9 protein-coding genes are annotated in these 11,698 nt (G+C 72.2%); 6 read left to right on the top strand and 3 right to left on the bottom strand.

The annotated features are described in order from the left end of the window. Nucleotides 1-135: 135 nt before the first annotated feature. A complete protein-coding gene (locus ACH5AO_RS09905) occupies nucleotides 136-642 on the bottom strand; it encodes a DUF4245 domain-containing protein (RefSeq protein WP_398923619.1) in 507 nt (168 codons plus the stop codon). A 142-nt stretch (nucleotides 643-784) separates the two neighbouring features. Between ACH5AO_RS09905 and glpX the strand changes: the two genes are divergently transcribed. Beyond that, nucleotides 785-1,819, top strand: a complete 1,035-nt coding sequence (glpX, locus tag ACH5AO_RS09900) for a class II fructose-bisphosphatase (protein ID WP_398923617.1) — start codon at nucleotides 785-787, stop codon at nucleotides 1,817-1,819. Between the two features lie 220 nt (nucleotides 1,820-2,039). Here glpX and ACH5AO_RS09895 read toward each other — a convergent pair whose 3' ends face one another. Together ACH5AO_RS09895 and ACH5AO_RS09890 are read right to left on the bottom strand one after the other, a co-directional pair. Beyond that, nucleotides 2,040-2,414: a WhiB family transcriptional regulator gene (locus ACH5AO_RS09895; protein ID WP_078913925.1), complete on the bottom strand. Its 375-nt coding sequence runs from the start codon at nucleotides 2,412-2,414 to the stop codon at nucleotides 2,040-2,042. A gap of 93 nt (nucleotides 2,415-2,507) precedes the next feature. Further along, nucleotides 2,508-3,203, bottom strand: a complete 696-nt coding sequence (locus ACH5AO_RS09890) for a DUF1707 domain-containing protein (RefSeq protein ID WP_398923614.1) — start codon at nucleotides 3,201-3,203, stop codon at nucleotides 2,508-2,510. Nucleotides 3,204-3,473: 270 nt separating this feature from the next. Here ACH5AO_RS09890 and ACH5AO_RS09885 point away from each other — a divergent pair, with 270 nt between their 5' ends. The 5 genes from ACH5AO_RS09885 (at nucleotide 3,474) to ACH5AO_RS09865 (ending at nucleotide 11,563) form a co-directional block, all read left to right on the top strand. Then, entirely contained in the window at nucleotides 3,474-5,153 is a 1,680-nt protein-coding gene (locus ACH5AO_RS09885) for a fumarate hydratase (protein ID WP_398923613.1), read from the top strand. Nucleotides 5,154-5,468: 315 nt separating this feature from the next. Further along, complete coding sequence (locus tag ACH5AO_RS09880; protein WP_398923611.1) at nucleotides 5,469-6,893, top strand: M20/M25/M40 family metallo-hydrolase; 1,425 nt, start codon at nucleotides 5,469-5,471, stop codon at nucleotides 6,891-6,893. Between the two features lie 114 nt (nucleotides 6,894-7,007). Further along, nucleotides 7,008-8,411 carry a class II fumarate hydratase gene (locus ACH5AO_RS09875; protein WP_398923609.1) on the top strand — a complete coding sequence of 468 codons (1,404 nt, stop codon included), beginning with the start codon at nucleotides 7,008-7,010 and terminating at the stop codon, nucleotides 8,409-8,411. Nucleotides 8,412-8,484: 73 nt separating this feature from the next. Then, nucleotides 8,485-9,177, top strand: coding sequence for a DUF402 domain-containing protein (locus ACH5AO_RS09870; protein ID WP_398923607.1), 693 nt, complete (start codon nucleotides 8,485-8,487; stop codon nucleotides 9,175-9,177). A 274-nt stretch (nucleotides 9,178-9,451) separates the two neighbouring features. Then, a complete protein-coding gene (locus ACH5AO_RS09865; RefSeq protein WP_398923605.1) occupies nucleotides 9,452-11,563 on the top strand; it encodes a SpoIIE family protein phosphatase in 2,112 nt (703 codons plus the stop codon). The last annotated feature ends 135 nt before the right edge of the window (nucleotides 11,564-11,698 follow it).

Raw genomic sequence — 11,698 nt, 5'->3', positions numbered from 1 at the left:
GTGGCCCGCCCCGGGCGTGGCGGGCGCCCCCCTGGGTGGCCGCCCCGCCCCCCCCCCCCCCCGGGGGGGCCCCCCCCCCGCCCCCCCCCCCCCGCCGGGGGGGGCCCCCCCCCCCCCCGCCCCTGTACGTCTTCCTCACTCCGTGCGCAGCGCCCCGGCCATCTCCGCCAGCCGGCCGAACGAACCCGTGCCGGTCACCACCGTGGTCGAGCCCTCGGTGCCCTCCAGCACCAGCGCGTCGTAGTGGTCGCCCTCGTAGCGCGTCCAGGTCCTGCCGTCGATCCGCTGCGTGGCCTCCGTCTTCGCGGCGCCCTGCGTCCTGTCCTCGATGAACGCCGCCCGCTTGCCCATGGACTGCTCGACCGCCACGTACTCCCCGTCGGGGGCGTGGAAGCCGAGGTGCCAGGCCTCGGACTCGGTGCCCTGGTAGCGCACGGAGGTGGGCTTCCACTCCTCGGGGAGGCCCTCCGGCGCGGCGACGGGGTAGGAGGCGGCCCGGCGGGCCGTGAGCAGGTCGATCCGGTAGTCGACCCGCTTGAGGTCGGGTTCGCCGTCCTCGTGCGGGATGAACAGCCAGACCACTCCCGCCACCAGCCCGATGAGGACCATGGAGAGGATCATGTCCCGGGCCGTTTTCTGCATGCTGCTCTTTCCTGCCACGCCCCCTATCGTCGCAGGTGCCCGGTGCGCTCATCCGTGGGGGGCCCTGCTCATTTTGTCGGACTGGCGATAGAGTCGTGCCCAACCCTCATCCGGCCGTCGTCGTACAGAAAGGTGCGCTCCGATGACCGAACACCATCACTTGCCGTCCGAACTCGATGTCCCCTCCGAGGCCCCCGACCGCAACCTCGCCCTGGAGCTCGTACGGGTGACCGAGGCCGCGGCCATGGCGGCCGGCCGCTGGGTAGGGCGCGGCGACAAGAACGGCGCCGACGGTGCCGCGGTGCGCGCCATGCGCACCCTCGTCTCCACCGTCTCGATGAACGGCGTCGTCGTCATCGGCGAGGGCGAGAAGGACGAGGCCCCGATGCTCTTCAACGGGGAGCGCGTGGGCGACGGGACCGGCCCGGAGTGCGACATCGCCGTCGACCCGATCGACGGTACGACGCTGACCGCCAAGGGCATGACGAACGCCATCGCGGTGCTGGCCGCCGCCGAGCGCGGCTCGATGTTCGACCCGTCGGCCGTGTTCTACATGGACAAGCTGGTCACCGGGCCGGAGGCCGCGGACTTCGTCGACATCGACGCGCCGGTGAGCGTGAACATCCGCCGGGTCGCCAAGGCCAAGCGGGCCACTCCCGAGGACGTCACCGTGGTGATCCTCGACCGGCCGCGGCACGAGGGCATCATCAAGGAGATCCGGGAGACCGGGGCTCGCATCAAGCTGATCTCCGACGGCGACGTGGCGGGCTCGATCCTCGCGCTGCGCGAGGGCACCGGCATCGACCTGCTGCTCGGCATCGGCGGCACCCCCGAGGGCATCATCTCGGCGTGCGCCGTGAAGTGCCTGGGCGGCACCATCCAGGGCAAGCTGTGGCCCAAGGACGACGAGGAGCGGCAGCGGGCGGTCGACGCGGGGCACGACCTGGACCGGGTGCTGACCACGGAGGACCTGGTCACCGGGGACAACGTGTTCTTCGTGGCGACGGGCATCACCGACGGCGAGTTGCTGCGCGGGGTGCGGTACCGGTCGGAGACGGCCACGACCGATTCGATCGTGATGCGGTCCAAGTCGGGGACGGTGCGGAGGATCGACTCCGAGCACCGGCTCTCGAAGCTGCGGGCGTACAGCGCGATCGACTTCGATCGCGCCAAGTGAAACGCCGGTGCGGGGAGCCTGCGGCGCGTGGGTGAGTGCGGGTGCGTCGTGGTTGGTCGCGCCCGCGCGGCGGTAGCCGCATATCGGGCACAGCCCCGCGCCCCTGAAGCCGGACCAGTTCCCCGGTGTTGAGAGGTGAGCGAGCTCCCCGGTGGCGAAGGGGCGCCCCCTAGAAACCGCCGTGCGGAGGGGGCGCCCTTTTCTGTCGCTTGCGTGTGGTTCAGCCCGCTGCCGCGATGCGGCCCGGGCGGGCGTTCTTCTTCAGTTCCATCTCGCGGCGCCGGCGGCGGGCCAGGACCACGCGGCGTTCGGCGGCGGTGAGGCCGCCCCAGACGCCGTAGGGCTCGGGCTGGAGCAGGGCGTGCTCGCGGCACTCGACCATCACCGGACAGCGGGCGCAGACGCGCTTGGCCGCCTCCTCGCGGGAGAGCCGGGCGGCCGTGGGTTCCTTCGAGGGTGCGAAGAACAGCCCCGCCTCGTCACGCCGGCACACCGCCTCGGTGTGCCAGGGGGCGTCCTGGTCCCTGTCCCGCGCTGCCGCTCGCTGGGCCGGAACAGCGGCTATCTGCAGGGACGAATGCGGCGGTTGCAGCACGGTCTACTCCTGACGACGGCTTCGCAAGCGAGACACGATGCAGCAAGGCTTACCCGATGTGCGCGCGCCTATGCACAGAGTCCCGGCCGTACGTCAGTGGCCCAGGTGCCTGCGTATGCTCCGGTCGACCTTGCGCTGCACCCGGTCGAGGATGTCCGCCACGAGCCTGCCGCGCTTGGGCCGCGCCTCGACGGATCCCAGCACCGCCCAGCCGTCCACGTAGACCACCGGGGCCTCGGGGTCGGCCGCGTCGAGCGTGTCCACCTCGAAGGCGCCGAGCACACCGCCGCCCATGCCGCGCAGCGACACGTTCTCCGGGACGCGGATCTCGACGCTGCCGAAGACGGAGAACGCCTTGATCATGACCTGCTGGTGGTCGAACAGCGCCTCGCTCAGGTCGATCTCCACGCTCCCGAAGACCGCGTAGGCGTGAATGCGGCGGCCGGTGCGCCAGCGGCCCTTGCGGGTGGCGGCGCTGAACACCGCGACCACGTTGTCATCGGGGTCCATCGGGATCGCGCCGGTGGTGGGGCGGCTGGGGGCGGAGGCGTGTGCCGCTCGCCGCTGGTGGGCCGCCGGCAGGTCACGGACGAACACCTCCAGCTCCCCGACCGTCTTGGCGGCCAGCACGCCCTCGACGCGCTCCGCGTGCTCGTCGGCGGTGAGGCGGCCCTCGGCGAGGGCCTCGCGCAGGAGGTCGGCGGTACGGTCCCGGTCGGCGTCGGAGGCGCGCAGTTCGGCCGTCCGTGGTGCCGCGTCCGGCTGCTGGGCGTGCTTGTGAAGGTCCACGGCAGCAGCGTACCGAAACGCGATAGATCGCGACTACCCCCTGACGGGGACAACTGAGGACAACCTCACAGACTCACCGCGAAGAGCAGGTCCTACGCTGGTGGGCGCCCGCCGACGTCGGCGGGCGGCCGGCGAGCGAGCCGAAGGGGCGCGCCTGCGCGGAGGACCCGAGTGCGCGAAGGCCCGAAGGGCCGAGCACGACGGGCCCTGTGCACAGGCCTCGGCGCCCCGGAGGCGAGCCGCCCCGGAAGACTTCCTGTCGAGTGAGGAATGGGCGAGATGCCTGAGTTCGAGTACGCCGATCTGCTCCCCATGGGAGAGGACACCACCCCCTACCGGCTGGTGACCTCCGAAGGTGTCTCCACCTTCGAGGCCGACGGGCGGACGTTCCTCAAGGTGGAGCCGGAGGCGCTGCGCAAGCTCGCCGAGGAGGCCGTCCACGACATCCAGCACTACCTGCGCCCCGCCCACCTGGCGCAGCTGCGCCGCATCATCGACGACCCCGAGGCGTCGGGCAACGACAAGTTCGTCGCGCTGGACCTGCTGAAGAACGCGAACATCGCGGCGGCGGGCGTGCTGCCGATGTGCCAGGACACCGGTACGGCGATCGTCATGGGCAAGCGCGGGCAGAACGTGCTGACGTCGGGGCGTGACGAGGAGGCCCTGAGCCGGGGCATCTACGACGCCTACAAGAACCTGAACCTGCGCTACTCGCAGATGGCCCCGCTCACCATGTGGGAGGAGAAGAACACCGGCTCCAACCTCCCCGCGCAGATCGAGCTGTACGCGACGGACGGCGGCGCGTACAAGTTCCTGTTCATGGCCAAGGGCGGCGGGTCGGCCAACAAGTCGTTCCTCTACCAGGAGACCAAGGCGGTCCTGAACGAGGCCTCCATGATGAAGTTCCTGGAGGAGAAGATCCGTTCGCTGGGCACGGCCGCCTGTCCGCCGTACCACCTGGCGATCGTCGTCGGCGGCACGTCGGCCGAGTACGCGCTGAAGACCGCGAAGTACGCCTCCGCGCACTACCTGGACGAGATCCCCTCCGAGGGGTCCCCGCTAGGGCACGGCTTCCGGGACAAGGAGCTGGAGGAGAAGGTCTTCGAGCTGACGCAGAGGATCGGGATCGGCGCGCAGTTCGGCGGCAAGTACTTCTGCCACGACGTGCGCGTGGTGCGACTGCCGCGGCACGGGGCGTCCTGCCCGGTCGCGATCGCCGTGTCCTGCTCGGCGGACCGGCAGGCCGTCGCGAAGATCACCGCCGAGGGCGTGTTCCTGGAGCAGCTGGAGACCGACCCGGCACGCTTCCTGCCGGAGACGACGGACGAGCAGCTCGACGCCGACGGCGACGTGGTGAGAATCGACCTCAACCAGCCGATGGACGCCATCCTCGCCGAGCTGACCAAGTACCCGGTCAAGACCCGGCTCTCGCTGACCGGCCCGCTGGTCGTGGCGCGCGACATCGCGCACGCCAAGATCAAGGAGCGGCTGGACGCGGGTGAGGAGATGCCGCAGTACCTGAAGGACCACCCGGTGTACTACGCGGGGCCCGCGAAGACGCCGGAGGGGTACGCGTCGGGGTCCTTCGGGCCGACGACGGCCGGGCGCATGGACTCGTACGTGGAGCAGTTCCAGGCGGCGGGCGGGTCCAAGGTGATGCTGGCGAAGGGGAACCGGTCGAAGCAGGTCACCGACGCGTGCGACGCGCACGGCGGGTTCTACCTCGGGTCGATCGGCGGGCCGGCGGCCCGGCTGGCGCAGGACTGCATCAAGAAGGTCGAGGTCGTCGAGTACGAGGAGCTGGGGATGGAGGCGGTGTGGAAGATCGAGGTGGAGGACTTCCCCGCGTTCATCGTCGTCGACGACAAGGGGAATGACTTCTTCCAGGATCCCTCGCCGCAGCAGCCGACGTTCACGTCGATTCCGGTGCGGGGGCCCGGGCTGGCGTAGCCGTCGCGGGGGCGGCGGGGGTGGTTCTTTCGCCCCCGCCGCCCCTTCCCGTCCCGACCCCGGGGGCGCTGCCCCCGGACCCCCGCTCCTCAAACGCCGGAGGGGCTGATTTTTGCCGGAGCGGGGAGTTCGGGTGTGAATCACCGCCGTCCGCATAGCGGATCCCGTGTGCTTCTTTCGGACAATCAAGCCTCGGCCCGGCCCGTTCCGTTGACTGGCCCAACCATCGCTGTGAGTCTTCTCGGCGCTCCGACATGCACATGCCATGTCATTCCTGTGTGGCTCACCCCACAGCCACCTCCCGGAGGAGACCAGGTGATACGAAGACTCGCCGTGGCGGGCATCTCGCTCGCCGTCGTGCTCGGCTGCGGAACACTCCCCGCCGTGGCCGCCGACCCCGCACCCACCGCGGACACCACCCTCAGCGCCGCACCCGACGTCGACGTGAACGAAGTGAAGGCGCACCTGAACGAGTTCAGCGCCATCGCCGGCCGGAACGGCGGCAACCGCCGCTCCACCGGCCAGGGGTACGACGACTCCGTCGCCTATGTGAAGGGCAGGCTCCAGGCCGCCGGATACACCGTCACCGAGCAGCCGTGCACCTCCGGCTGCACCAGCGGGGCCGGACCCAACCTGATCGCCGAGTGGCCGGAGGGCGACGCGAACAACGTGTACATGTTCGGCGCCCACCTCGACGGCGTCTCCGCCGGCCCCGGCATGAACGACAACGGCTCCGGCTCCGCCGCCCTCCTCGAGAACGCCCTGACGCTCGCCCGGCAGAACCCCACCCTGCGCAACCGGGTCCGCTTCGCCTGGTGGACCGACGAGGAGCAGGGTCTCAACGGGTCCGACTTCTACGTGCGTTCCCTGTCGTCCACCGAGCGCGCGAGGATCAAGGCGTACTACAACTTCGACATGGTCGCCTCCGTCAACGGCGGCTACTTCATCAACCACATCACCTCCTCGGCCGCCGCCCCCATGAAGGCGTACTGGGACTCGCTCGGGCTCCAGCCCGAGGAGAACACCGAGGGCGCGGGGCGCAGCGACGACTACTCCTTCGAGCAGTACTCCATTCCCACCTCCGGCTACGCGATGGGGGCCAGCGCCCGCAAGACCTCCGCGCAGGCCGCCAAGTGGGGCGGCACCGCGAGCAGGGCGTACGACCCCTGCTACCACTCCTCCTGCGACACCCTCACCAACATCAACACCACCGGCCTGGACCGCGCGTCCGACGGCATCGCGTACACGATCTGGCAGCGGGCGGTGGACACCGGCACCGGCGGCACCTGTGACACCACCGGCGTCGTCGCCAACGGCGGGTTCGAGAGCGGCACCTCGCCGTGGACCGGGAGCACCGGGGCCATCGGCGCCCAGTCGGGCCAGTCCGCCCACACCGGCACCCGGTTCGCCTGGCTGTCGGGGTACGGCTCCACCCGTACCGAGTCGATCAGCCAGTCGGTGACCGTGCCGGCCGGGTGCACCCGGGCCGCGCTGAGCTACTGGCTGCACATCGACACCGACGAGTCCGGCTCGACGCCGTACGACCGGTTCACGGTGAAGGCCGGCGGCACCACGCTCGCCACGCTGTCCAACGCCGACGCCGGCAGCGGCTACGTACAGCGCTCGGTCGACCTGTCGGCGTACGCCGGACGGACGGTGACCCTGACCTTCACCGGCAGCGAGGACTCCTCGCTGCAGACGAGCTTCGTCCTGGACGACGTGACCCTGCTGAGCGACTGAGACCGCCCCCCACGGGTACTCCGCCCCGCCGCGCTCCTCACGCGGCGGGGCGGAGGCCGTGCACGGGAATACGCTCGCCGGACACCGCTGCTGTGCATGCTCGGAGGTACGACGATGACGACCACGGACGACGACCGGAACCACCGCGTCGAGCACGACTCCATGGGGGAGGTGAGGGTACCGGCCGACGCCAAGTGGCGCGCGCAGACCCAGCGCGCCGTGGAGAACTTCCCGGTCTCCGGGCAGCGCCTGGAGCGCGCCCACATCGAGGCCCTCGCCCTGATCAAGGGCGCCGCGGCCAAGGTGAACGCCCGGCTCGGGGTGCTGGACGAGGACATCGCCGGGGCGATCCAGGAGGCGGCCGGGGAGGTCGCCGAGGGACGGTGGGACGAGCACTTCCCGGTGGACGTGTTCCAGACCGGGTCCGGGACCTCGTCCAACATGAACACCAACGAGGTCCTCGCCACGCTCGCCACCGAGCGGCTGGGGCGGGACGTGCACCCGAACGACCACGTCAACGCCTCGCAGTCGTCCAACGACGTCTTCCCGTCGTCGATCCACATCGCCGCCACGGCCGCCGTCACCCGTGACCTGGTCCCGGCGCTCGACCACCTCGCCGCCGCCCTGGAGCGCAAGGCCGGGGAGTTCGCCGACGTGGTGAAGTCCGGGCGGACCCACCTGATGGACGCCACACCGGTGACGCTGGGCCAGGAGTTCGGCGGGTACGCGACCCAGGTGCGGTACGGGATCGAGCGGCTGAACGCCTCCCTGCCGCGCCTGGCCGAGCTGCCGCTGGGCGGAACCGCCGTCGGCACCGGCATCAACACCCCGCCCGGGTTCTCCGCCGCCGTCATCGAGGAGGTCGCCCGCGCCACCGGACTGCCGCTGACCGAGGCGCGCGACCACTTCGAGGCGCAGGGCGCCCGCGACGGCATCGTGGAGACCAGCGGGCAGCTGCGGACCATCGCCGTCGGACTGACGAAGATCGCGAACGATCTGCGGTGGATGGCGTCGGGCCCCCGCACCGGCCTCGCGGAGATCTCCCTGCCCGATCTCCAGCCCGGTTCCTCGATCATGCCCGGCAAGGTCAACCCGGTGATCCCGGAGGCCGTGCTCATGGTGTGCGCGCAGGTCACCGGCAACGACGCGACCGTCGCCGCCGCCGGCGCCGCGGGCAACTTCGAGCTCAACGTCATGCTGCCGGTCATCGCGAAGAACGTGCTGGAGTCGGTGCGGCTGCTCGCGAACGTCTCCCGGCTGCTCGCCGACCGCACGGTCGACGGCATCGTCGCGCACCGCGAACGGGCCCGCGAGTACGCCGAGTCCTCGCCGTCGGTGGTCACCCCGCTCAACAAGTACATCGGCTACGAGGAGGCCGCCAAGGTCGCCAAGAGGTCCCTGGCCGAGCGGAAGACCATTCGGGAGGTCGTGCTGGAGGGCGGTTACGTCGAGCGCGGCGACCTCACCGTGGAGCAGCTCGACGCGGCGCTGGACGTCCTGCGGATGACGCGCCCGTAAAGCCTTGCGCACCGGACGTGAACCGTGACGGGGTGCCCCGGCGTCGTACGCGCGGGGCACCTACTATCTGGCCATGGCGGAGGGCGGAGCGGCGATGCGCGGGGAAGCGGGCGGAACGGCGGGATTCTGGGAGCCCGGGACACAGATCCTGTGGCGGTACCGGGAGAACGGTGGCGCGCGCATCCACATCGCGCGCCCCGTCACGGTCGTGCGCGACGGCCCGGAACTGCTCGCGGTGTGGCTGGCGCCCGGCACCGAGTGCGTGAAGCCGGTGCTCGCCGACGGCACTCCCGTGCACCAGGAGCCGCTCGGCACCCGGTACACCAAGCCGCGCACGGTGCAGCGGGACCGCTGGTTCGGCACCGGTGTGCTGAAGCTGGCCCGGCCCGGCGAGCCCTGGTCGGTGTGGCTGTTCTGGGACCAGGGCTGGCGGTTCAAGAACTGGTACGTGAACCTGGAGGAGCCGCTGGCCCGCTGGGCGGGCGGAGTGGACTCCGAGGACCACTTCCTGGACATCTCCGTGCACCCGGACCGGAGCCGGCACTGGCGCGACGAGGACGAGTTCGACCAGGCCCGGCGGGACGGCCTGGTGGACTCCGCGCTGGCCGGGAGGGTGCGGGCGGCCGGGCGGGCCGCGATGGAGGTGATCGAGGCCTGGGGGCCGCCGTTCGCGGACGGGTGGGAGAACTGGCGCCCGGACCCGTCGTGGACGGTACCGTCACTGCCACAGGACTGGGACCGCACTCCCGTGCACGTGTCCTCGTGAGACCCTTGCTGCACCCCCGGGCGGGAAACGTAGGATCGTCCTCCGCAAGGGTGCGGGGCAGCAACCACCGGAACGCGCACCGGGCTTGACCGATCGTCACCGAGGGGCGGCAGGACGTGAGCGAGGGGTACGGAAACACCGGTGCCGGCCGGGAACGGCCGGCCGACGGCACAGGAACAACCTCTGACCACGCGGGAATTCCGTTCCGGGGGCACGTATTCCGGGTATCGGAGTTTCGGCGGGACGAACCGCGCGCACGGCGTGCGCCGGACGGATGGACTCGACACGCGTGACGGAGCAGCCGACCTCTTTCGAACGCCCGCAGCCGGGCGTCGACCCCACGGATCCCCGCGGGGCGCTCCTGCGTACCCCGCCGGCGGCGCATGTGCCGGGCACGGAGCCCGCCTTGGCGGCTCAGGGCCGCTCCGGCGGTGAACCCCTCGCGTCCGGGGCCGCGTCCCCGGGGTCGCCGGGCACGGTGGCGCCCGGCGGCACGGGCCAGGACCCGGTGTCGGATCCCGGCTCCGAGCACTCGCAGCCGGGTGCCGGGCAGGGCACCGGCCCGGACACGCACCGGCCGCGTCCCGCGCCCGAGGGCATCCCGGTGCAGCCGGCCGCGGGCCCCGACGGCAAGGAACGGCGCACCGGGCAGGCCGCCCAGCCCGGCCGGCCCACGCCGATGCGCCGGGACGGGGACCGGCTGCGGTTCGTCGGCGCCGCGACCCGGCGGATCGCCCGCGGCATCGACCTGGACGAGATCGTGATGGGGCTGTGCCGGGCCACCGTGCCCACCTTCTCCGACGCCATCCTGGTCTACCTGCGCGATCCGCTGCCGGTCGGCGACGAGCGGCCCACCGGCCCGCTGGTGCTGCGGCTGCGCCGCACCGACCGGATCCCGGCCGAACGGGACACCGAGGGCGGGTTCACGCCGGCCGCCCCGCCGGAGCCGTCCGAACTGGACTCGGTCGGCGCGGAGCTGTGCACCGTACGGCCCGGCAGCGCGCTCGCCGAGGTGCTGCGCGGCGTACGGCCGGTGTTCACGGACGCGCCCGCGGCCCGCGCCGCGCTGCCCGAACTCCTCGGCGAGGAGGGCGCGTCGGCCGTGCCGGACGGGCAGCGGGCGATCCTCGCGCCGCTGCGCGGCCGGCGGCGGGTGATCGGCGCGGCGCTGTTCCTGCGCCAGCCGGAGCGCATCCCGTTCGAGGCCGACGACCTGCTGGTCGCCGCGCAGCTGGCCACGCACAGCGCGCTGGGCATCGACAAGGCGGTGCTGTACGGGCGGGAGGCGTACATCGCGGACGAGTTGCAGCGCACGATGCTGCCGGAGCACCTGCCGCGCTGCACCGGCGTGCGGCTGGCGTCCCGGTACCTGCCGGCCGCGGAGACCGCGCGGGTCGGCGGCGACTGGTACGACGCCATCCCGCTGCCCGGGAGCAGGGTCGCGCTGGTGGTCGGTGACGTCATGGGGCACTCCATGACGTCGGCGGCGATCATGGGCCAACTGCGCACCACCGCGCAGACCCTGGCCGGGCTCGACCTCCCCCCGCAGGAGGTGCTGCACCACCTCGACGAACAGGCGCAGCGGCTCGGCGTGGACCGCATGGCGACCTGCCTGTACGCGGTGTACGACCCGGTGTCGCACCGCATCACCATCGCCAACGCCGGCCATCCGCCGCCCGTCCTGCTGGAGTTGGGCGGCCGGGCCGAGGTGCTGCGGGTGCCGGCGGGCGCGCCGATCGGTGTGGGCGGGGTGGACTTCGAGGCGGTGGAGCTGGACGCGCCCGCCGGGGCGACCCTGCTGCTGTACACCGACGGCCTGGTGGAGTCCCGGCTGCGGGACGTGTGGACCGGTATCGAGCAGCTGCGGGAGAAGCTCGCCGCGACCGCGCAGCTGACCGGCCCGGACCATCCGCCGCCGCTGGAGGCGTTGTGCGACGAGGTGCTCGACATGCTCGGTCCGGGCGACCGGGACGACGACATCGCGCTGCTCGCCGCCCGCTTCGACGGGATCGCGCCGAGCGACGTGGCGTACTGGTTCCTGGAGCCGGAGGACGCGGCCCCCGGCCGGGCCCGCCGGCTGGCCCGGCGCGCCCTGTCCCGCTGGGGTCTGGAGGAGCTGAGCGACTCGGTGGAGCTGCTCGTCAGCGAGGTGGTGACCAATGCCGTGCGGTACGCCACGCGGCCGGTCACGCTGCGGCTGCTGCGCACCGACGTGCTGCGCTGCGAGGTCGGCGACGACGTGCCGCAGCTGCCGCGGCTGCGGCAGGCGCGGGCCACGGACGAGGGCGGGCGCGGGCTGTACCTGGTGAACCGGCTGGCCCGGCGCTGGGGCGCGACCCGGCTGAGCACGGGCAAGGTGGTGTGGTTCGAGCTGAACCGCGGCTGATCCGCGGGGCCGGGAAGCGGTGAACGGGGCCGCCGGGGGGGGGCGGCCCCCGGCGGCCTCGGGGCCGGCCCCCCCCCGCCCGGCGGCCCGGGCCCCAGCCCCGCACCCCAACCCCACGGGGGTAGCGCCCCCCGG

It is taken from the genome of Streptomyces sp. NPDC018964 (assembly GCF_044390325.1).
Taxonomy (GTDB): domain Bacteria; phylum Actinomycetota; class Actinomycetes; order Streptomycetales; family Streptomycetaceae; genus Streptomyces.
The sequence above is the reverse complement of the archived record's forward strand: the minus strand, read 5'-3'. Positions and strand labels throughout refer to the sequence as shown.